The following is a 21229-nucleotide window of genomic DNA, read 5'->3' on the forward strand; positions in this document are numbered from 1 at the left end:
GTCAGAGACGTTTCATCAGGATAACATTCGCCTATTATGAAAACAGCACTGCCTGTCATCCTCGAATCGAAGCTCGCGGATTTTCGCAAGCGCGTCTGGATCGTCAAGCTCACCGAGGGCCTGCTGGCGGCGGCATTCGGGATTGTGTTTTCCTACATTCTGGTCTTCGCCCTCGATCGTGTGATGGAGACGCCGGTGTGGCTGCGCGCCAGTCTGCTGACTGCCGGTGCGGCGGTGCTGGGGCTGGGCCTGCCGCTGAAGTGGCACCGCTGGGTGTGGCGCCAGCGCAGTCTGGAGGACGCGGCACGGCTGCTGAAGCGGACCTTTCCCCGACTGGGAGATCAGCTGCTCGGCATCGTGGAGCTGGCGCATGTGGAAGCGGGTTCCGCAGGACGCAGCGAACGCCTCGTGCAGGCTGCGATGGAGCAGGCGGCGGAGGCGGTGAAGGACAAGGACTTCACGCATGCGGTGCCGGAGGCGAAGCATTTCCAATGGGGCTGGGCGGCGGGTGTGACGGCGCTGCTCGCCGTGGCGGCGCTGAGCCTGGTGCCGGATGCCGCGTGGAATGCCCTAGCACGCTGGGCCACTCCATGGCGTGATGTGGAGCGCTTTACTTTCGCGAAGATCGAGGCGCTGCCAAACCGCCTCGTGGTGCCGTATGCGGAGCCGTTTGATCTGAAGGTGCAGCTCAACAAGGACACGCTCTGGTCCCCTGCCTCTGCCAAGGCGCAGATCAGCGATCAGCCTGCGGTGGTGAGCGGATTGCAGGCAGGCGCCTATCCTCTGGCATTTCCGCCGCAGAAGGAGGATGCAGCACTGTCACTGTCACTCGGCGATGTGCGCAAGACGGTGAACGTGCTGCCGCGCACGCGCCCGGAATTGACCGCACTTTCTGTGCGTACGCGGCTGCCGGAGTATTTGAAGTACCAGACGGAGCCGATGACGGAAGTGCGCGGTGGTGCGGTCAGCGTGCTGAAAGGAGCGCAGGCTTCGCTTGAAGCCACGGCATCGCGGGAGCTTGCCTCGGCGGAAATGGATGGCGAAGCGGAGAAGGTTTCAGGAGCGAAGGTGACAACGCCGTTCCATCCCATCACCGCAGACGCGGAAAAGCATGTGATGTGGAAGGACCGCGACGGACTGACGCCGCGCGAGCCGCTGGTTTTGAAGATCAACGCGATCGAAGACGAAGCACCACGGCTGGCCGCACGGCGCGAGACGCAGGAGCAGGTGGTGCTGGATTCCGAGGTGGTGGTCTTTGATGTGGACGTGCAGGATGACTTTGGCATTCAGCGCACGGGACTTGAATGGCGCAGCGTGAATGATGACAAGACGAAGGGCGACAAGATCGCGGCGGCAGGCGAGCCCGAGAAGAAGACACTGGCAGCCAAGGCCACCTTTTGTGCCGATCGAGACGGTGTGGCACCGCAGACGCTGGAGATCCGCGCCTGGGCCGAAGATTACCTGCCGAAGCGGAAACGGGCCTATTCCACGGCCTTTCTGCTGCATGTGCTGAACAAGTCTGACCATGCGCTGTGGCTGACGGAGCAGTTCGGCAAATGGCTCGAAGCGGCCCGCGAGAGCTATGAGCGCGAGCAGCAGCTGCATGCGACCAACAAGGAACTGCGGGCGCTGACACCGGCGGAGCTGGACCGACCGGAGAACCGCCGCAAGATCGCACAGCAGGCCAGCGCGGAGAATGCCAATGCATCGCGGCTGGGCATGCTGAACCAGAGCGGACGCAGTCTGGTGGAGCAGGCCACGCGGAATGATGAGTTTGATGCGAAGCGGCTGGAATCCTGGGCGACGATGCTGAAGTCATTGCAGGACATCGCGGCCAAACGGATGCCCAGCGTGGCGGATTTGCTGAAGCAGAGCTCGAATGCGCAGAGCGGCAAACCGAGCCCGTCCACGGCAGCCAATCCGCCTTCGAATTCCAGCCAGCAGCCTTCGAATTCCAGCCAGCAGCCTTCGAAGGAAGGCAAGCCGGGTGAAGGCAAAGCCGGCCAGAGCAAACCCAGCGCTCCGCAGATTGCGAACGGGCCCGATCTTCCCAAAGCATCGCAGCCTGGCAAGGCATCCACGGAAGAGCAGAAGAAGGACAACATGCCAAGCATCAGCGACAAGGAGGGCTCGATGAGCAAGGCCGAACCGCAGCCGGCGGACCCCAATGCCAAGCCTTCACCGCCCAAGCCCAGCACGATGAAACTGCCCACGACGCAGATGGCTGCGGCACCGGGCAAGAAGAAGGATGAGAAATCGGAGGAGAAGCCGCAGGAGCCGCCCGCATCCCAGGCACAAAAGAAAATGCAGGATGCTCTCGACGAACAGAAGCTGCTGCTGGCCGAGTTTGCACGTGTCTCAGATGAGCTGGGAACGATCCTGGCCAGCCTGGAGGCCAGCACGTTTGTGAAGCGGCTCAAGGCGGCGTCCCGCCAGCAGCTCGTGGTGGCGAAGGATTTGAACACGAAGACGCTCAGCGCCTTCGGTCTGGAGCGCAAGCCGGTGAAGGATGCCGCGGCGATCGCTGAACACGAGAAGACGCAGAGCGAAACCGTGCGCGTGATCCAGAGCGACCTGGAGGCGTACTTTGCCCGCAAGCCGGACATGCACTTCAAGAACATCATCGGGCAGATGAAAGACACGCAGGTGGTGAAAATGCTCACCTATCTGGGAGATCAAGCGGCGGTGAATCTTAGCGGCAACAGCATGGCCGGGGCTGAGTTCTGGGCCGACACGCTGGACCGCTGGGCGGAGGAAATGGTGGCGGCGAGCGAGTGCAAATCATGCAGCAGCTGCAGCGCCGACAGCCTGCCGCCGGAGATCGTGCTGAAGGTGATGAAATCCCTGCGCGATGAAATGAAGCTGCGCGACGAGACACGCGAGCTGGAAAATTCAAAGGCCGCCCTCAAGGAGGGAGAGCATGGCAAAAAGTCTGCCGTGCTGGCCTCAAAGCAGTTTGGCATCCAAGCCAACACACGCGGTGCGTTTGATGACATCCTGCATCTGCCTCAAGGCAATGAAAAATTTGGCAAGGAGCTGAAGCTGCTCGACGCAGTGATGCATGTGATGGATGAGGCGGCGGGCATTCTCGACAAGCCTGACACGGGAGCGCCGGCGATCGCAGCGGAAACGGAAGCCATCGAACTGCTGCTGCAGGCTAAACGTCAGGGCAAAGGCGGCGGTGGTGGGGGCAGCAATCCCGGGGGTGGTGGCAGCGCTGGCGCGGAAAGCGCGGAAGCTGCGCTGTCGGATCTGGGACCGGGCTCAGATGCAGAAACGAATGTGAACGCACGTCCGGTGGGCCAGGCGACTGGCAAGACGGGACGTGAGCTGCCGGAAGAATTCAAGACCGGACTGGATGCGTATTTCAACAAACTGGAAGCAGGAGGCGGGGTGAAATGATCAAGCTGATGCTGCTGGCAGTTGTTCTCACCAGTTCCGGTGGAACGCAGGCGCAGGCGCCCTCGCGGGCCGACCTGAAGAAGCCGCTTTCAGAAGCAGTCGAGAAGGTGCTGGCTGACTTTGTTCAAGCGTGCATGCCGGAGAAACAGAAGCAGCTCACCGCCCACATGGAGGAGGTGGTCAAAACTATCGACGGAGAGGTCAAACTTTCGCCGGAGGAAAAAACCAAGCTGAAGGAGGGGGCCAAGAAAGCCGTGGAGGCGACGGTGAAATCCTGGGAGCCGCTTGCTGTGATAATGATGCGCACTTATTTGTCACGCACCTCTGACTCGGCGGCGATCCGGCACATCGGCATGTGGAAGCCGGAGGTGGCAGGCCCGAACGAGCCCATCGAAGACTGGACGCCACCGGAGGAAGACGCCGCGTGGCTGGCCGCTTTGAAAACAACACTCGGCGATGCGCGGCATGCCACGTGGCACGAAGCAGATGTGAAGGCCCGAGAGAAGGTGGACAAGGAGATCTCCGCTTATCTTGAACGCTGGGTGCGTGAATCACGCGGACCGATGAATGAAGATCTGCGGGCCAAAATTGAGCTGATGAAGAAGAAGCTCGAACTTTCAGACACACAGACGACGGCCTTGAGCAAGGCGGCGGAAAGCCTGCTGGACCGGCTCAGCAATGCGGAAAGAAAACGGGCCACCGCCATGCTGCGAACACTGCCGCCCGACGCCCGTGAGACCATGATGGGCCGCAACTACTTCTACATCCGCTTTGATCGTCCGCGTGGCGAGGCCTGGGACAAGGCCTGGGAGGCAGCAGCTGCCAGCGTGCTGCCTGCAGAACAGATCGCCCAATGGCACAAGTCCGACAAGGAGGAACGCAGCAAGGCGGAAGCCGAGGTGGCCGACATGATCAAGCCTTCCGAGCAACAGGCGGAGCAGCAGATGGAGATCGCCATGGATGCAGAGATCGACGGCATCGTCATGGCGCTGAATTTGAACAAGGAGCGGCAAAAGGCGCTTGAGCAGCTGTCCAAGGAAGCGATTCAAGAATCGCTGAAACAGGCGCGCAAGGGCTGGCTGCAGCAGGCAAGGAATTATTCGGTCACGGAGCGCAAACGCATCCGCGGCAATCTGTATTTTGGCATCAACGAAGACCTCCAGGCCATCAAGCTGCCCATCTGGAAAGAGGGGATCAAGAAGCTGCTGACTGAAGAAGAGCGCACACGCATGACGACCGAAAACAAGCGGCGTGAGGAGCGCAACAGCCTGGCGATCTCGCGCATCTGCCTGGCGGAAATGGACAAGATGCTCGCGCTTTCCCAGGAGCAGCGCACGCAGTTTGAACCACTGCTGGTCGAGCTGATGCAGCCGCTGATGGACCAGCGCCGGCAGCAGTACTGGAGCTACAATGTCACCCAGCTGTTTCAGAACGCGGGCAAAGTGAAGGAGGAGATGGCGCGCGCCATTCTGGACGATGTGCAGTTGAAACACTGGAAGGAATTGATCGTCCCCACCAACAATTCATCGCGCAACGTCATGCCCGACATGAACGGCACCTTCCCCGAGGCGCCGGACATGGAGGCGGCGATCTCGCAGCACCTTTACAAGATGTTTGTCGCGGAGCGGAGCAAGACCATGGCGGCGATGATGCCGCAGGTCGAGGAAGCCTCACGCCTGCTGTCCCTTTCCGAACCTGCCGTGGCAAGGCTGACCACAGCGGCCAAGGGAGCCGTGGAGACGAGCCTGGAGTCCTGGCGCCAGTTTACCGAGAACTTCGTGCGCCAGAGCGTGCAGACCGCGACACCCAAGAACCTCCTGCAGACGCTGGCAGGCACCGCACGCGCGAACTACAGCCGCAATGATACCAAGCCGCAAAACACGGAACTGTGGAAAACAGCGCTGCAAACCACCCTGACTGAAGACCAGCTGAAAAAACTCAAGCACGTGGCTGATGAGCGGCAGGACTACCGGCTGAAGGCCATGGCGGCGATGTGCACCTCCGAACTGGACCGCCGCCGCAAGCTCTCATCCAATCAAAGCGCCCGACTCGAAAGCGCCGTCCAGCAGGTGCTGGCCGAGTACCTGCCGGACATCGAACGCTACATGTCCGCCCAGTGGTTTTTGCAATACTACTACGCCCTGGTACCGCTGGCGGGCGTGGCGGAAAAAGAGATGCAGGCCATCCTCACTCCGGAGCAGTGGAAGCTGTGCAAGGAACGCGACCTGCCCGACGCGATGCAATACTGGGAGGGCATCAAGAACAATCACGAACAGCGCAAGAAGCAGAGGGGGCAGGCCAACGGCCCCCAGATCCTTTTCAACGGCGGGCTCATGATAGATCAGTGACGAAACCCACATGACGAACCACGAACCATTCATGACGACGACTGCACCGACTGCCGCCTATGGCGCGGATGCCCAACGCGGCCTGCGCGGATTTTGGTCATTCATGCTCTGCTGCCTGCTGATCACCGCCAATGCCTTTTCCCAGGATCCCGCCCTGCGTTTTGGCGGCGCGATCCCGCAGGAAGTCGAAACCGTGTATGAGCGCGGCCTGGGGTGGCTGGCCTCCAAGCAGAGCGATGCGGGAAGCTGGCAGGGCGGCCATGATGGGGCCGGCATCGACGGCATCTGCCTCATGGCTTTTCTCGCGAGCGGGGAGGATCCGAACTTTGGCCGTTATGCACCGAACATCCGCCGGGCGCTGCGTGCGATCATTCGCAGTCAGGATGCGACGAGCGGCTACCTCCCGAACAGCATGTATCATCACGGCTTTGCGATGCTCTCGCTTTCGGAGGCCTATGGCGCGGTGGACGAGTCCCTGCTGTGGGAGGGCGGCAAGCCGGTGCGCACGATCGGGCAGGCGCTGGAACTGGCGATCCGCTGTGCCGGCACCGCACAGAAGGCAAACCGCTGGGGCGGATGGCGGTACATGCCGAACTCAACTGACGCGGACACTTCGGTGACCGGCGCCGTGCTGATGGGACTGCTCGCCGCACGCAACGCCGGCATGGCAGTCTCCGATGAAGTCATCAACACCGCACTGGAGTACATGAGGCGCAGCACCGGCAAGGATGGTAGCGTGGCCTATGCCGGCGGTTTTGGCGGATTTGGCGAGTCGATGAACCGCAGCGCGATCGCCACGCTGGTGGCCGCCGTTTCAAAGCACAAGGACAGCGAGGAGTTCAAGGCCACGCTGAAGCACATCACCGAGCGTCTGGAACACAACGAAGGCAGCTACAAGGAGTACTTCCGCTACTACATGGCGCAGGCGCTGTTTCAGGGGGACTACGCCTCCTGGCAGAAATGGAACACGGCCACCGCACGTGCGCTGAGCGAGAGCCAGGCTGCAGACGGCAGTTTTGGCATCGGTGCGTATGAGACTGGCATGTCGCTGCTGGCGCTGGCTTTGAACTACCGCTTCCTGCCGATCTATGAACGCTAGACACTTCATCATCGGGCTGATGCTGGCGAGCAGCAGCAGTCGTGCTTCCGAGCTGCACTGGCAGAACGGTGAGTGGGTCGGCGGTCACTTTGTGGGCGTCGAAGACGGTCATGTGATCTGGCGCACGCCCATGTTCAGCGAAGATTTCAAAGTCAGAATGGATGTGCTGAAGCGGGTGAACCGGCACAAGACGGATGCCAAAACGGAGGAAGCTTTCAGCATTCGTCTCGCGGACGGCAGCCGCCTGTATGGCACGGTGACCGGGATGGACGCGAAGACCTTGAGCGTGAAATCCGCGCGCTTTGGCAGCATCCAGGTGCTGCGTGAAGCGGTGGTGAGTGTGCAGCGCCTGAAGGCTGAAGGTATGCCACTGCCCGCCCTGGCAAGCAGCAGCGGCTGGATTGAGTCCGGATCGGAGGGCAGCGTGCCCGCCAAAGAAAAGCTCTGGCGCATGGTGCCCGGTGCGGCTTTGCAGCAGGTGGGCTGGAACCACCGCGCCACGCTCCCGCTTGAAGCTCCTGAGCAGGTGGAGATGCAGTTTACCCTGAGTTCGACGGTGAGGCCTGAGTTTAAAATCGAACTCAAAGCATCCGATGACGAGCGCGTGATCGTGGAGACCTGGGCGGATGATGTCGTGCTGCAAGGCCGCGTGTTTGAAAGCGTGCAAAAGCTCAGCGACGAGACGCGGCGCGTGACGCTGACGTTGTTCTGGAATCGTAAAACCGGCCTGTGCTCCATCTATGGTGCCGATGGCAAAAAGCTGGCGCAGACCACCAAACCGCCGGTGGACGCAGCGGAGCCAGCAAAAGACGCGAAGACTGAGGAAAAGAAACCGGCCGCGAGAGCCGGTGGCGGCGGTCTTTTCGGAGCGCTGCTGGGCGTGGTGCAAGGCGCGGTGCAGGTCCGGGCAGAGGCTGTGAAACAGGCGCAGGCGAATGCCGCCGGTGAAATTAAAGAAGCCAGCCCCACCGGCCTGACGCTTCTCAACAAAGGTCCCGATCTGACGCTGGAGGCGCTGCGCATCCGTGAATGGGATGGCGGACTTCCTGCGGACATCCCCCATGTGCGGCCACGCATCGAACTGACAGACGGACGCTACCTCAAAGCGAAAGCGGTGCGCGCCGACGCCACGTCCCTGACGGTACGTGTGCTGGATGGCAGCGAAGCCAGCCTGCCATGGGACAAGGTGCTTGCCGTGGAGATGACGCCCGAGGCCTCACCGTTTTTCCAAGCCGCACCGCCGCTCACGGAGATGTGGTTTACGGATGGTGAATGGGTGAATGGCACTCTGGTGCAGGTGCGCAATGAAACGGCCACGTTCAAAACCACTTTTTCTGAGGCACCGGTGAATTTCAAGATCACCACGCTGCATCACCTGGATTTCAAAGGCTTCGAAACTGCTGAGAAGAAGATCGATCTGGCAACGCTTGACACGCTCTCCATCAAAAACAACGTGCTGCACGGAACGCTCGCTGCCGGCGGCGAGGCCCAGCCACGCTGGAAGCCGGTTGGCGCCCTCAAGGCCGTTGCCATGGCCAGCACCGGCGAGATGGAAATAACCCGTGCGGTGGCAGACCAGCCGGCCGGCATGCGCAGTGAAGCGTTGTTTTACCTTCAGGATGGTGATGTGGTCCCCGGCAGGCTGCGGGCCATTGACGCCAAACGGGTGGATCTGGAATCCGACGTGGCTGAGATGAAGCACCTGCCCGCCGACAAGCTCCAGGCGATTCAGTTTGGAGGCGCCTCCTTGAATCTGGATGGTTTCGAAGATCCAGGCTGGCAGCGTGTGCGTGGCAACGCTGAACAGGTGAAACGCAATGGCAAGGCGGAGATCGCTTTCAACACCGGCGGCTCATGGGGGCATCCGGCCTTCATGCAGGTGAATGAGATTAACTTCACTCTGGTCAACAACGGCTTCTCCGCCCTGCGAATGCGTTTGTTCTGCGATGGCATCAATCCCGCTGCGCCAAGCACGAACCTTCTGTTTGGCCACATAGGCAGCGAGGTGTGCTTCGGCCTCGAAGCCAGCGATGAGCAGATGGACCGGCAGTTCCGCCTGCGCACCAGCGAATCCATGCCTGTGCGCATCGCCATCGCGGAGAACTCCATCGAAGTCTTTTTCAAAGGCGTCTCCGCACGCAAAATTCTGCTCACACCGAAAATGCGCTCCGGCAGCGGGATCATCATCGAGCCGTTCAGCCTGTGGGGGAATGGGGAGCGTGCGGTGAAGATCAATGCCTTCAGCGCACGCATCGCGCCCGGGCGCGTGGCAGTGCCGCTGGTGGATGCACGAGCCAAGGAGAATGCGCTCACGGTGCCGCGCTTTCGCAAAGAGGATCCCCCACGGCACGCGCTGCTGGCTGCGAACGGTGATCTGCTGCGTGGCGTGATCGAGGCGGCCACGGCCAATCATTTTGCCATCCGCTCCGGCATGGAAAACATCCAGGTGCCGCGTGACCGCGTGAAGGCGGCCGTGTGGTTGATCAAACCAGCAGACGCCGTCAGCGCCGCTTTCGAGGCCCAGGACAAAGCAGGCGTGCCGCCCGTCATCACGCACTGGCTGCAACTGAACAACGGCGGACGCCTTGGCTTGAAGGTGGATCGATTTGCCGAAGATGCGGTGTTTGGCACCAGCCCGCTGCTCGGCAGCTGCCGCGTGCCGCTGCCGCAGATCTATGTGATCCGCACCACCACGCCACCGGAGAGCGCCACCATGCTGGCCCTGCGTGAGTGGAAGCTGAAGTTCGCCCCCGAGCCCGTGCTCCCCGAATCCGGCGGGCAAAGCTCACCGCTGCTCAATCAGGATGCGAAGCCGTTCAAGCTGCCGCTGCTCGCCGGTGCGGATTTTGATCTGAGCAAGGAGAAGGGCAAAGTCATCGTGCTCGACTTCTGGGCCACCTGGTGCGGCCCCTGCATCAAATCACTGCCACAGATGATCGATGCAATGGCGGCTTTTGATCCGAACCAGGTGCGATTCATCGGCATCAATCAGGCGGAGGATAAAGAGACCGTGAAAACCTTCCTCGAAACCCGTGGCTGGAAATTCGAAGTCGCCCTGGATGCCAATCAGCGCGTCGGCCAGAACTTTGGTGTCGAAGGCATCCCCCACACCGTCGTCATCGGTCCGGATGGCAAGGTGGCGTATGTGAAGTCCGGGTATGAGCCCAATGGAGCGAAGGAAGTCGCGGAGATGGTGAAGAAGCTGATGAAGAAGTAAATGCCAGACCCGCACAGGCTGATGGCTTGCTCGAGGCAAAGCGGTGGGATTCCGCCCTCCCGCTCATTACTCAATGCACCAAAAAATTAAACAACGTCTGTTCATGAAGAATGGAATGTAATGTAAAAGCACGCAAACCTCATGCCACATCTTCCGGACCTGACACGCCTCGACCAGCAACACCTCTGGCACCCCTTTACACCCATGCGCCAGTGGTGCGCGCCCGAGCACACCCCGCTGATGCTGGTGAGCGGCCATGGCTGCACCCTGCGCGACCAGTTTGGCAATTCATATCTCGACGGCAATGCCTCGATCTGGACGAACGCCCATGGCCACACGCATCCGGCCATCAATGCCGCCATCATCACTCAGCTCGGAAAGGTGGCTCATACTTCCTTCCTCGGCTTCACCCATGAGCCCGCGATCCGGCTCGCCAAGGATCTCGTCGATCTGCTGCCCGGCGGCAAAATCACCCGCGCCTTTTTCACGGACAACGGCTCCACCGCCATCGAGTCCGCCGTGCGCATGGCCTTGCAGTACTGGAAGCAGAACGGCCGGCCGGAGCGTGACACCCTGATCGCCTTTGACCGCGCCTACCATGGCGACACCCTGGGCGCCGCGAGCCTGGGTGGCATTCCGCTGTTCAAGGGCAGTGGCAACGACTTCGGGTACCGCGTCATCACCGTCCCATCACTTGAAGTGCTGGAGTCGCTGCCCGGTGACGAACAGTGCCGCATCGCCGCCGTGGTGATCGAACCGCTCATCCAAGGTGCCGCTGGCATGCGACTCTGGCCGCAGGGGATGCTCAAAAAGCTGGATGTCTGGTGCTCCGAGCAGGACGTGTTTTTGATCCTCGACGAAGTGATGACCGGCTTTGGCCGCACCGGGAAGATGTTTGCCTGTGAGCATGAAGGCGTGGTGCCAGATTTTCTGTGCCTCGCCAAGGGGCTCAGCGGTGGCTACCTGCCCCTGGCCGTGACGTTGACCACGGAGCGTGTCTTTGACGGCTTCCTGGGCGAGCCCCACGAAGGCCGCACCTTCTTCTACGGTCACAGCTTCGCCGGCAGCCAGCTGGGCTGCGCGGCGGCGCTGGCCAGTCTCCAAGTCTTCCGTGAGGAAGGCGTGCTGGATCAACTCCCCGCCAAGATCGCCCGTTTGGGCGCGCTCATGGCAGATCTTCCCGGCTACCGTCAGTGCGGAATGATCGCGGCGATGACCATCGATGCGCCCGATCTGAGCCTGGGCGCCAAGGTCTGCCTGGCCGCGCGCAAACACGGCCTGCTCACCCGGCCCATTGGCAACACCGTGGTGCTCATGCCGCCGCTCTGTGTCACGCTTGAAGAAATCGAGCGCATGGTGGCCGCACTCAGGTCCGCCTTTGAGGAGGTCACGCCACTGGCGTGCCAAACAGCTTGAAGAGCAGATACCCCATCAGTCCGGTGGCCGGAATGGTGAGAACCCAGGCCCAGACAATCCGCGTGACCACGTTCCACTTGATGGCATTGAAGCGCTTCGCCGTACCGACCCCCATGATGCTGGTCGTGATGGCATGCGTGGTGGAGACCGGCATGCCAAAATGCGCGGCTGTGAGCAGCACGGTGGCGGCAGTTGTCTCAGCGGCAAAACCATGCACAGGCTGCAGTTTCACCAGCTTGTGACCGAGGGTCTTGATGATGCGCCAGCCCCCGGCAGCGGTGCCGGCAGCCATGGTCAGAGCACAGGCCACCTTGATCCACACGGGAATCTGATCGCTCTTTTCCCCGAGTGATTCGATGCGCAGAAAGCCGAGCCAGTCGGGTATCTGGGCCAGGTCTCCGGACTTCGTTCCGGCCAGCAGGGCAAGGGCGATGATGCCCATTGTTTTCTGCGCGTCATTGGAGCCATGGCTGAAACCCATGAAGCCCGCGCTGAAGATCTGCAGCTTGCCAAAAACGCCGCTGACCATGTGGGGTTTGAGAACCCCAAACAAATGGTTCAAGGTCGAGATCAGCAGATAGAGAAACGACATCACCAGGAACCCGAGCAACAGCCCGGCGATCGGTGAACTGATCATCGGCACCACGACTTTGTAGAGCAGGCCACCGCCTTCGAACCATGGCTTCCCGGCTGCAGGTGCCTTGGACCAGATGAGCACGGACCAGTTGCCACTGGCTGTCGCCAGTGTCGCCCCGGTAAGCCCGCCGACCAGGGCATGGCTCGAACTTGAAGGCATGCCAAACCACCAGGTGATCAAATTCCAGATGATGCCTCCCAGCAGCGCACAAATGATGGTCTGGGTGGTGACGAATGCTGAATCCACCAGCCCCGAGGAGATGGTTTTTGCCACCGCTGTACCGAACAAGGCACCCACCAGATTCGTCACGGCGGCCAGGATGATCGCCATGCGTGGCGTGAGCACTTTCGTGGACACCACCGTCGCGATGGAGTTGGCGGTATCATGGAACCCGTTGATATACTCAAAGATCAACGCCACCAGCACCACGGTAAGAACGAGGGTCATGCGCGGCGGGCGGTCAGGAGTTCTTCAAAACAATGTTGGCGACGACGTTGCCCGCATCGCGGCAGCGATCCACCACCTTTTCCATCAGGTCGTACAGATCCTTCAAAATGATCACCATCACCGCGTCTTTCTCAGTCGTGTAAAGCGCGCGCAGGCATTCGATCATGAGCTTGTCAGCCTCCCCTTCGACCTGCTGAATCTTTTCGTTCAAATCCTTCACCCGTTCGAGGTGAAGCTTTTTGCGCAGCTCCACCACCATCGTGAGGATGATCTCGGCGGCGGCGTCCATGAGTTTGACCTGGCGGGCAAAATCCTTTCCAGCCAGCCGCTCGGTGCAAATCAGCAGGCGCTCCGCGATTTTTTCGACCGTTTTGGGGATCTTGTACAGAGCATTGGCCAGCGCCTCAATGTCCTCACGCTCCAGCTCCGTGACAAAGGTTTTGCACAGCGCCTCGTCGATCTGCTGGGTGATCTTCTTGTCCTCCCGGCGTGCAGCGGTGAAGGCATCGAGGTTTTGAGGTGCGGTTGGGTCTGAAAGCAGCTTGTGCAGGGACTGGACGCTCTGCCGTGCGTGACTGGCGCTGGACTCAAGCAGATCGTAAAACACATCCGATTTGCCGAAAATCTTTTGAAATGAAATCATGGGGAGAACCCGTCGGTGGGACGGGCCCGCCATTAAGAGCGAGCAGCATGGGGGCTGTCAAGGCAACCAGACCACCCCCATGTGACGAAACTGTCACAATTCCACCTGAACCAAGGGCAACAAAAAACCCACCAACGGCAAGCCGGAGATGGGTTCTAAGTATGATTGGCTGTTTTTTTTGGGGGGACTAGCTGCTGGACACAGCATCAGCACCACGCTCGCCGGTACGAATGCGGATGGCATCAAGCACAGCGCTGACGAAAACCTTGCCGTCGCCGATTTTACCCGTGTTTGCCGCCTTGACGATGGCATCAACCACTGCGTCAGCACGGCTGTCGTCAACAACGACCTCAATCTTCACCTTCGGGAGGAAATCGACGGTGTATTCACTGCCACGATAGATCTCGGTGTGGCCCTTTTGGCGGCCAAATCCCTTGACCTCAACAACAGTCATGCCTTCGACTCCGACTTCGGAAAGGGCTTCTTTGACATCCTCCAGTTTGAACGGCTTGATGATCGCTTCGACTTTTTTCATGGTTAACGGCAATTAGTAGTGTGGTTCACGAATTGCAACGATCAGAACCTTGGGAAGATGAAATTTCCTGGCCCAATCTTTTGCGAAAATAGATTTAAGCGGAAAGCATGCCAACTTCTCGATTGATTTCCTCTGCTTACCAAAAACCACCAGCTCTTCGAGGAGAGCCGTATTGCAAACCCCCGGTCTTTCGCTTACCTCGGGCGATGCTCCGCACCGCTGCGCTTCTGGCCACATCTCTTCTCTGCCTTCCCCTTTATTCTCCCGCCCAGGATACTCCGGTGGAGCTGAAGCTGCACTGGGAGCCCGGCGTCACCTACCTCCAGGAATCAGACACCGACACGACCAATTTCCTGACGGCTCTCGGCAAAACCACCGACCAGAAGATGCGACTTCATCAAACGACTTCCATTGCCGTCAGCAAGACGCCCGAAGGCCGAACGGAAGCCAAAGTGCTCATCGCAGCCCTGCTGGGTGAAATGTCCTTTGAAGGCAAAAGCTATGTCTTTGATTCGAGGAACCCGGGCTCCTCCAGCCCCCAGCTGCAGCAAACTCTCGGCGGGACAGCGGGCAAAGGCTTCACCCTCGTTTATGATGACAAGGGCGAATTCGTCGATGCCAAGAACCTAGGCTCCATGGTCACTGGAGACATCGAACCCGATCTGAACTCCATCGCCACCGCCCGTCAGCTGGCCGCGCTCTATCGCCGCTCGCTGGAAATGGGCCTGCCCAAAATCCCCGTACGCCCGGGTGACAAGTGGATCTCCGACGAACTTGTGCCCTTTCCCCAGGCCGGCACGGTTCAAGTGAAGCTCAACGCGAAATTCGACGGCGTTGTTGACCGCGAAGGGCGTCGTCAGGCCCAGATCGCCTTCGAAGGCATCATGAAATCCAAACCCGACAAAGACAGCACCGGCCGCGATCTCGACACCGAGCGCTCCGTGACCTTCGGGGACAATTCCAAGGTCAACGGCCACGTCTTCTTCGACCTGGAACGCAAAACCATTTCTCTGGCCGTCTTCTCCGCCTCGATCCAGCTCAAAGTGGAGGGCAAGCCCATGCCGGTGCACCAGCTGGTCACCACCCGGCTGGTCTCGATGAAGCCGACGGCTGCAGCTCCCGAAGCCGTCAAACAGTGATCATTTCGCCGGTGTGGCTGGCGTCATAGCCCGGCAATTCATCAATCAGCCTGCGGTGCGCCCTGCTCCGTAGCAGCCGAACGAGCGCCTGAATGCGTGGATCGCGCTCCATGGCGGCGGAGAAACACAGATCGAGCGACTCATGGCGCACGGGCAGAAAGCGCAGCCCGGCATCCTCGGCGCAGAGCCGCACGCACACGCCGGCCTCCGCCCAGCCGCCGCGCACGGCCTCCACCACGGCCTGGTGGCTGAGCAGGATGCGCTTTGAGGCGTGCGGCCGCCCCAGGAGATCGTCCAGGCATTCGCGTGCGGCGGATCCCGGCTCACGCATGGCCCAGTGGCGCACCTGCCGGGCGCAGGCCGCGATGCTCCGCGTGTGATCCTGCGCCGGCAGTGCGACGCCCTCCTCCCAGTCGGCGCTGCGGAGCAGGCGGTAGCCTCCTCCGAGTTTCTCGCGCACCGTCTGCGCATTGCGGTCCGGCTGCTCCACGGTGGAGCGGTGCAGCGCCGCCACATGCACCAGGCCCTGCTGCAAAAGCTCCAGAGCAGCCCCCCCGCCGCGCGGAAAAGCCAGCAGCCGAAACCCCGAAGCCGCCGCATACTCTGCCGCGATCAGTCCCGCCGCCGGATCACAGCCGGCCAATACAAGCGTCTGCCTGGGTTCCCAGCCGCTGTGCTCATGCAGCACCTTCTCACGGCAAAGGCCGTCATGCGCCCACGCGCTGCCTGGCAACATCTCCACAGGATACAGCCACTTGCGGCCCCCGACCTCGGCCTCCCAGTAACGGCCCGAATCCGTCTGTGGTTTCCAGGCCCATGACCACTCCGCCCCTGCAGTCTTGTCATCCGGACCAAAAAGCTCCTCCACGCTGCATTCGAGCGCCTGGGCCACGGCCAATGCGGCCGTCACGGAGGGCGTCAGCCGTCCGGCCTCGATCGCGCTGACTGAACTGCGCGGGACCCCTGCCCGGAGCGACAGATCATCCTGCGACCAGCCAAGAGCTTTGCGGCGTACCGCCACGGGATGCTGCTGAGATTGGGCTCGTGACATGATGCTGTCAAAGTGCGGCTGAATAGCAGCACAGTCAAACCAGCAGGAGGCCCACTTCGTGACCGGACGACACCACATCGGAACCCTGATTTTGCAGCCTCCATCATAGGAGAATAGTTTTCATCGGAAACATGAGTCGTTCTCATCAGGCGCCTGAGTTTTTTAGCTTGTGGCATTATCATGTCATGTTTATGACATTATCATGTCTTTGCGCATACTTCTGCCGCTCATTCTTTCATTACTCCTCGTTTCAACGCAGCATGCCGCAGAGCCTGAAGCTTTCGAACTTGGAGAAGTGGTGATCACTGCAGATGCGGAAACAGGCGCGGACACGATGGCCAGCCGCATCAGCGCGGGCAGCATCCGCAAATTCGAGCGCAATGATCTTGCTGACGCGCTACGCCTCAGCCCCGGCGTCGTCGCCAACAGCAACGGGCCGCGCAACGAATCCGGTGTCTATGTGCGCGGCTTTGATCTGCGCCAGACCCCTGTCTTCATCGACGGTATTCCTGTTTATGTTCCCTATGACGGCTATGTCGATCTGGCGCGCTTCACCACGGCAGACGTCGCAGGCATCAGCGTTTCCAAAGGCTTCAGTTCCGCCACCTACGGCGCCAACACTCTTGGCGGAGCCATCAACATCGTCACACGCAAGCCGGTGAAGTCTTTCGAAGGCGATCTCCTCGGCGGCTGGATGCAGCAGGGCGGCTATCAGTCCGCCTTGAACGTCGGCTTCCGCAACGAACACTGGTATCTTCAGCTTGGCGGCTCTTTCCTGACCCAGCACAGCTACCCGATGTCGAAGGACTTTACGCCGACACCCAATGAGAACGGCGGCAACCGTGAGAATGCCTACCGTCAGGACTGGCGCATCAGCGCCAAGCTCGGTTACATGCCGAACAAGACGGACGAGTACGCCCTCGGCTACATTTTCCAGCGCGGCGAAAAGGGAAATCCCGTCTATGCCGGGACCCTGCCTGCTGCCCAGCAGCCACGCCGTTTCTGGCAGTGGCCGCAGTGGGACAAACAGACGATCTACTTCATCGGCCACACCCAGCTCACCGAGAACACCTACATCAAAGAGCGCCTCTATTTTGACCAGTTCGTCAACTCGCTCTTCGCCTACAACAACGCGAATTACAACACGCAGAACCCGCCGGCAGGCTTCCAAAGCTACTACAATGATTACACGCTCGGAGGGAGCCTGGAGCTCGGCACAAAACTGAGTTCGAAAAACACGTTGAAGGCCGCGCTGCACGGCAAGTTTGACCGTCACAATGAGCACAATCAAGGCGCTTCATTCTACACTTTCGAAGACACCACCTATTCCCTCGGGCTCGAAGACACGCATCAGTTCACCAGCCGCTTCAGCACCACCGTCGGCACCAGCTATGACCGCCGCAGCGTCATCAAAGCCGTGGACACCAACACGGGGGCGGCACTCGGCGGCAAGACGTTCTCCGCTCTCAATCCTCAGATCGGCCTGTTCTACAAGCTGCCTGAGCACGGCACCTTCCATGCCACCATCGCCCGCAAGAGCCGCTTCCCCACCATCAAGGACCGCTACTCCTACCGCCTCGGCGCTGCCATCCCCAATGCCAACCTGCAGCCGGAGCACGCCATCCATTACGACATCGGCTACGATGGCGATCTCACCAAAAAACTTTCCATCCACGCCAGCCTTTTCGCCACGACTGTGGATAACACCATCCAGCGTGTGGACAACGTCACCCCAGGAGTGTTCCAGCTGCAAAATGTGGGCAAATCACGCAATCTCGGCACCGAGCTTGGCTTCACTTACAAGCCGTGCAGCGCCATCGAGTTCGGCACCAACTACACCTACCTCGACCGCAAAAACATCAGCCAGCCGAATGTGAAGCTCATTGATACGCCACGTCATTCCCTGTTCAGCTGGGCCGATATCCGCCCGGTCGAATGGCTCAGCATCATTCCAAGCGCCGAATACAACAGCTCCCGCTGGTCGCTCACCACGGGTCAGGGCGTCGGTGCTTATGCGCTGCTCAATCTCAAGGTTGCCATCCGCCTCCCGGGCCAGACCACGTTGAGCTTTGGAGCCAACAACCTCTGCGACCGCAACTACGCCCTCACCGAAGGCTACTACCTCGCCGGACGGACCCTGTTCGCCAACGTGCAGATCAAATTCTAACCCACACCTCCATGCGCCTGCTTCTGCTCCTCTTCTTCGCCACCCAGCTCACCGCACAAACGCTGGAGGTTTCCGGCGAGGTGGAAAAACCACTCAAGCTCGCGCCTGCCGATCTCGAACTGCTGCCGCATCAAACCGTCGATGCCGTGGAGCATTCGGGCGAAAAAGCGCAGTACACCGGAGTGCCCCTCTATCAGATCCTCAAAAGTGCCGGCGTGCCCATGGGCGAGCAGCTTCGTGGACCCGCACTGTCTTTGTACATCGTCGTCATCGCCTCGGACGGCTATCAGGCCGTCTATGCCCTGCCAGAGCTTGACCCTCTTGCCAACGAAGGCCCGGTGATCCTGGCGGATCAAAAAAACGGCAAGCCCCTTGATGCCGCCACCGGCCCCCTGCGCATCATTCTGCCCAAGGAAAAACGCCACGCTCGCTGGGTGCGGCAGGTTATCAAGATCGAGGTTCGGCGGGCCGCCAAGCCCTAAAGCAAACAGCGCCGCCACCCGCAGGCGACGGCGCTGTTTTCAACCTGACCCAAAGTTACTTCGTTCCCGCTGGATCACCCCCCGTCTCGGCAGGCAGTGATTTGCCATTGAGCCAGACGTATTCCTTCCACGCACCTTCGTACAGGCGCACGTTCGGATAACCCGCCACATGCTTCAAGTAGAACTGCAGCAGGCTGCCTTCACGTGAGGTGCCGCAGTAGGCGATGATGTTTTTGTCGGGGGTGATGCCGGCTTTTTCGAGCTCGGCCTTCACTTCGGCAAAGGGCTTGAACTTGTGCGTGTTGTCCTTCTCCATCAGGCGCGCCCAGTGGAAGCTGATGGCACCGGGGATGTGGCCTTTGCGCAGCCAGACATCATCCTCGCCACGGAACTCATTGATCGGCCGCGCATCCACCAGAATGTGGCCCGGCCTGCCCACATGCGCCTGCACGTCAGTGACGCTGGCCGTGATGGTGGTGATGCCTTTTTTCGGCAGGGTTCCTTTGGGATTGCCAAAGTAATCCTGCACCGGCGCAAAGCCCTGCTTCTTCCATTCCGCGAGACCACCATCGACAACTTTGATGTTCTGCACGCCGAACTTCTCCAGCACATAAGCGACCATGCTGCTGCTGAGGATTTCATCATTCGGCAGCACATCTCCTGTGGCATAGATGAGGTGGAGCCGGTCTTTGTCCGCCCCGGCGCGAATGAGCAGCGCCTGCGTGAGATCATCCGGCAGATACTGAACGGGTACGGCTTCGTTCGTGCCGCGCAGCGTGTCGAAGTTGATGTGATGCGCCGTGGGCAGGTGGCCGCGGAAGTAGTCTTTGTAGCCGCCACGGGTGTCGAGCACGATGGGCCGCTTGGAGGCGTCTGGATTTTCGATCAGCGCCTTGGCTTCAGCGCAGGTGATGAGGCCGATCTCGGCCTGGGCCGCTGAACTCAGCAGGGCAACGATGACGAATGACAGGATGGATTTCATGAGGTTGGTGGGTGGGAAATTAGAAGGTGAAGACGTAGTTGATCTTGGCGATGGCGCTCACGCGGTCGCGATCCGGAAAGTTCGCCCAAGCCTCCAGCACGATGTGCTTGCAGAGGAAGTACTTGGCCCCCAATGCGGCAATATGACCGTGCTGGTTGCGCGACTGCACGAGGTCAGCGTTCAAGTTGAGGTTGCGGTCAAAAAGCTTCCAAGTGCGGTCCACGCCGAAGAGGTAGCTGTTGCCGTTCGTTTGCAGGCCATAGCCCGCATGCAGGCGCACGACGTGGAAGTCATGATACAGCATCGCGTAGGTGAAGGGGTCTCCCGAGCGCTTTGTGTCCGTCAGCGCCACGCCGGCAATACCGAGAGCGAACATACCATCCTGCCAGGGCTGGATGCGTGCCTTGGTCTGAAACAGCAACGGGCCCGAGTAGCCGGTGCCCAGCACGCTGTCGAGTCCCCACTCGAGATGCAGGGGATTGAAGTCCCAGCCGGTCTTAAAGCCAGCCCACTGCGAACTCTTGCCGGGGCCGCTGGTGGCAAACTGATTCGAACCACCGAAGCTGGTGAAGAACTGCACAGCCACAGTGCGGTGGTCAATGGTTTCAGCCGTGGGGATGTTGTTAAGACCGGTGGGCGTACCGAAGGCAGAGGTGGCGGCTGCAACAGCAGCGAGTGTGAGGACGCGGGCTTTGTTTATCATGTGAAAAAAGTGCGGACGAGGTAGAAAAACGCTGCCGCCATCAAGGCTGAGACCGGGAGGGTGATGACCCACGCTGCGAGCACCGGAATGACCGTATGCCACTTCGCCCGGCGGGTGGTGACGCCGATGCCAAGCAGCGCGCCGACGGAGACGTGCGTGGTCGAAACTGGCAGGCCGCTCACACTGGCCGTCGTCACGAGCAGCGCGGTGGCGAGATTTGCCGCGAAGCCCTGTCCGGGATTCATGTCGGTGATTTTGTGCGCCAGCGTCTCGGCGACCTGCTTCGCGCTGATCAATCCGCCCGCCGCCATCGCCACGGCGATCAAGATCATGCCAGCGCTGCCGTGCAGCCAGCCCACGCCGAGCAGCAGCGCCGCCATCTTGGGAGTATCATTCACCGCACGTGCAAAGCACACCGCACCTGCACTCAGGAAATGCAGCGCATCAAGCGTGCGCGTGCGGTGATCCGGCGCGAGGCGCAGGGTTTTCAAAACAAGATAAATCACCGCGCCCGCCACCACAGCGAGCACCGGACTGAACAGCAGGGGTTTGATAAAACTCTCCCACAGCTTCACCACATTGACCTCACCCTCGACCCAGCCCGCCCCCAGCAGAGCGCCGGTGAGCATGTGGGTGGTCGAAACTGGAAAACCAAATCGGGTCGCCAGCAAACCCGTGACGCCTGCTGCTGCCGCCACTGACAGCAAAAACAGCGGCTGAGCGATCAGCGCGTCTGGCACCAGGCCCTTGCCAGAAAAGGTCTTCAGCATGCCAGCAGACAGAAACAGCGCCAGCACACACCCTGCGGCGGTGGTGACTGCCGCCCAGTTCACCGCCGTGCGATAGCTCGTCGTCCCGCTGCCAAACAACGATGCCACGCCTTTGAAATTGGCGTTTGCCCCGTTGGCATAAGCCACGACGACGACGGCGATGGTGATGAGAAGCAGCATTAAGGGGATGT

The 21229-nt window shown here is 60.5% G+C and carries 15 protein-coding genes; 8 read left to right on the top strand and 7 right to left on the bottom strand.

From position 1 onward, the window contains the following. The first annotated feature begins 36 nt into the window (after positions 1 to 36). The 5 genes from ACILSL_RS01820 to bioA all read left to right on the top strand — a co-directional run bounded on the left by ACILSL_RS01820 (position 37) and on the right by bioA (position 11482). A complete protein-coding gene (locus tag ACILSL_RS01820) occupies positions 37 to 3402 on the top strand; it encodes a hypothetical protein (RefSeq protein ID WP_395730286.1) in 3366 nt (1121 codons plus the stop codon). Continuing rightward, positions 3399 to 5750, top strand: coding sequence for a hypothetical protein (locus ACILSL_RS01825; RefSeq protein ID WP_395730287.1), 2352 nt, complete (start codon positions 3399 to 3401; stop codon positions 5748 to 5750). Before ACILSL_RS01820 ends, ACILSL_RS01825 begins: the two co-directional genes overlap by 4 nt. 10 nt (positions 5751 to 5760) lie before the next feature. After that, on the top strand, positions 5761 to 6849 hold the full coding sequence (locus ACILSL_RS01830) for a squalene--hopene cyclase (protein WP_395730288.1): 1089 nt from the start codon (positions 5761 to 5763) through the stop codon (positions 6847 to 6849). Beyond that, positions 6839 to 10066, top strand: coding sequence for a TlpA family protein disulfide reductase (locus ACILSL_RS01835; RefSeq protein ID WP_395730289.1), 3228 nt, complete (start codon positions 6839 to 6841; stop codon positions 10064 to 10066). Before ACILSL_RS01830 ends, ACILSL_RS01835 begins: the two co-directional genes overlap by 11 nt. A 141-nt stretch (positions 10067 to 10207) precedes the next feature. Further along, complete coding sequence (gene bioA / locus ACILSL_RS01840; protein WP_395730290.1) at positions 10208 to 11482, top strand: adenosylmethionine--8-amino-7-oxononanoate transaminase; 1275 nt, start codon at positions 10208 to 10210, stop codon at positions 11480 to 11482. On the opposite strand, the gene ACILSL_RS01845 is transcribed toward bioA, so the two are convergent. The 3 genes from ACILSL_RS01845 to ACILSL_RS01855 form a co-directional block, all read right to left on the bottom strand. Further along, a complete protein-coding gene (locus ACILSL_RS01845; protein ID WP_395730291.1) occupies positions 11454 to 12566 on the bottom strand; it encodes an anion permease in 1113 nt (370 codons plus the stop codon). The two genes, bioA and ACILSL_RS01845, sit on opposite strands and share 29 nt — an antisense overlap. Positions 12567 to 12579: 13 nt before the next feature. After that, positions 12580 to 13209, bottom strand: a complete 630-nt coding sequence (locus ACILSL_RS01850) for a DUF47 domain-containing protein (protein WP_395730292.1) — start codon at positions 13207 to 13209, stop codon at positions 12580 to 12582. 187 nt (positions 13210 to 13396) lie between these two features. Beyond that, entirely contained in the window at positions 13397 to 13744 is a 348-nt protein-coding gene (locus ACILSL_RS01855; RefSeq protein ID WP_184344828.1) for a P-II family nitrogen regulator, read from the bottom strand. Between the two features lie 206 nt (positions 13745 to 13950). On the opposite strand from ACILSL_RS01855, the gene ACILSL_RS01860 reads away from it, so the two are divergent. Beyond that, positions 13951 to 14883, top strand: a complete 933-nt coding sequence (locus ACILSL_RS01860; RefSeq protein WP_395730293.1) for a hypothetical protein — start codon at positions 13951 to 13953, stop codon at positions 14881 to 14883. Here ACILSL_RS01860 and ACILSL_RS01865 read toward each other — a convergent pair. After that, positions 14873 to 15934 carry a substrate-binding domain-containing protein gene (locus ACILSL_RS01865; RefSeq protein WP_395730294.1) on the bottom strand — a complete coding sequence of 354 codons (1062 nt, stop codon included), beginning with the start codon at positions 15932 to 15934 and terminating at the stop codon, positions 14873 to 14875. The genes ACILSL_RS01860 and ACILSL_RS01865 overlap by 11 nt on opposite strands. A gap of 202 nt (positions 15935 to 16136) precedes the next feature. Between ACILSL_RS01865 and ACILSL_RS01870 the strand changes: the two genes are divergently transcribed. Both ACILSL_RS01870 and ACILSL_RS01875 read left to right on the top strand, forming a co-directional pair. After that, positions 16137 to 18101 (top strand): TonB-dependent receptor plug domain-containing protein, encoded by a 1965-nt coding sequence (locus tag ACILSL_RS01870; protein WP_395730295.1) that lies wholly within the window; start codon positions 16137 to 16139, stop codon positions 18099 to 18101. 11 nt (positions 18102 to 18112) lie between these two features. After that, on the top strand, positions 18113 to 18583 hold the full coding sequence (locus ACILSL_RS01875; RefSeq protein WP_395730296.1) for a molybdopterin-dependent oxidoreductase: 471 nt from the start codon (positions 18113 to 18115) through the stop codon (positions 18581 to 18583). Between the two features lie 55 nt (positions 18584 to 18638). Here the strand turns inward: ACILSL_RS01875 and ACILSL_RS01880 are convergent, their stop codons facing one another. The 3 genes from ACILSL_RS01880 to ACILSL_RS01890 are packed head-to-tail and all read right to left on the bottom strand — an operon-like array spanning position 18639 to position 21218. Continuing rightward, entirely contained in the window at positions 18639 to 19565 is a 927-nt protein-coding gene (locus ACILSL_RS01880; protein WP_395730297.1) for a sulfurtransferase, read from the bottom strand. Between the two features lie 19 nt (positions 19566 to 19584). Continuing rightward, complete coding sequence (locus ACILSL_RS01885; protein WP_395730298.1) at positions 19585 to 20268, bottom strand: hypothetical protein; 684 nt, start codon at positions 20266 to 20268, stop codon at positions 19585 to 19587. Beyond that, positions 20265 to 21218 carry an anion permease gene (locus ACILSL_RS01890; RefSeq protein ID WP_395730299.1) on the bottom strand — a complete coding sequence of 318 codons (954 nt, stop codon included), beginning with the start codon at positions 21216 to 21218 and terminating at the stop codon, positions 20265 to 20267. The genes ACILSL_RS01885 and ACILSL_RS01890 overlap by 4 nt, the downstream gene beginning before the upstream one ends. Between the last annotated feature and the right edge of the window lie 11 nt (positions 21219 to 21229).

The organism is Prosthecobacter sp., assembly GCF_044222345.1.
In the GTDB taxonomy this organism is placed as follows: Bacteria; Verrucomicrobiota; Verrucomicrobiia; order Verrucomicrobiales; family Verrucomicrobiaceae; genus Prosthecobacter.

What these genes read in the sequence shown, in the direction of transcription:
- ACILSL_RS01865 (WP_395730294.1), bottom strand. Translation starts at nt 15,934, where the DNA reads ATGTCACGAGCCCAATCTCAGCAGCATCCCGTGGCGGTACGCCGCAAA.
- ACILSL_RS01835 (WP_395730289.1), top strand. Translation starts at nt 6,839, where the DNA reads ATGAACGCTAGACACTTCATCATCGGGCTGATGCTGGCGAGCAGCAGC.
- ACILSL_RS01885 (WP_395730298.1), bottom strand. Translation starts at nt 20,268, where the DNA reads ATGATAAACAAAGCCCGCGTCCTCACACTCGCTGCTGTTGCAGCCGCC.
- bioA (WP_395730290.1), top strand. Translation starts at nt 10,208, where the DNA reads ATGCCACATCTTCCGGACCTGACACGCCTCGACCAGCAACACCTCTGG.
- ACILSL_RS01870 (WP_395730295.1), top strand. Translation starts at nt 16,137, where the DNA reads ATGTCTTTGCGCATACTTCTGCCGCTCATTCTTTCATTACTCCTCGTT.
- ACILSL_RS01880 (WP_395730297.1), bottom strand. Translation starts at nt 19,565, where the DNA reads ATGAAATCCATCCTGTCATTCGTCATCGTTGCCCTGCTGAGTTCAGCG.
- ACILSL_RS01825 (WP_395730287.1), top strand. Translation starts at nt 3,399, where the DNA reads ATGATCAAGCTGATGCTGCTGGCAGTTGTTCTCACCAGTTCCGGTGGA.
- ACILSL_RS01830 (WP_395730288.1), top strand. Translation starts at nt 5,761, where the DNA reads ATGACGAACCACGAACCATTCATGACGACGACTGCACCGACTGCCGCC.
- ACILSL_RS01875 (WP_395730296.1), top strand. Translation starts at nt 18,113, where the DNA reads ATGCGCCTGCTTCTGCTCCTCTTCTTCGCCACCCAGCTCACCGCACAA.
- ACILSL_RS01890 (WP_395730299.1), bottom strand. Translation starts at nt 21,218, where the DNA reads ATGCTGCTTCTCATCACCATCGCCGTCGTCGTCGTGGCTTATGCCAAC.
- ACILSL_RS01850 (WP_395730292.1), bottom strand. Translation starts at nt 13,209, where the DNA reads ATGATTTCATTTCAAAAGATTTTCGGCAAATCGGATGTGTTTTACGAT.
- ACILSL_RS01860 (WP_395730293.1), top strand. Translation starts at nt 13,951, where the DNA reads ATGCTCCGCACCGCTGCGCTTCTGGCCACATCTCTTCTCTGCCTTCCC.
- ACILSL_RS01855 (WP_184344828.1), bottom strand. Translation starts at nt 13,744, where the DNA reads ATGAAAAAAGTCGAAGCGATCATCAAGCCGTTCAAACTGGAGGATGTC.
- ACILSL_RS01820 (WP_395730286.1), top strand. Translation starts at nt 37, where the DNA reads ATGAAAACAGCACTGCCTGTCATCCTCGAATCGAAGCTCGCGGATTTT.
- ACILSL_RS01845 (WP_395730291.1), bottom strand. Translation starts at nt 12,566, where the DNA reads ATGACCCTCGTTCTTACCGTGGTGCTGGTGGCGTTGATCTTTGAGTAT.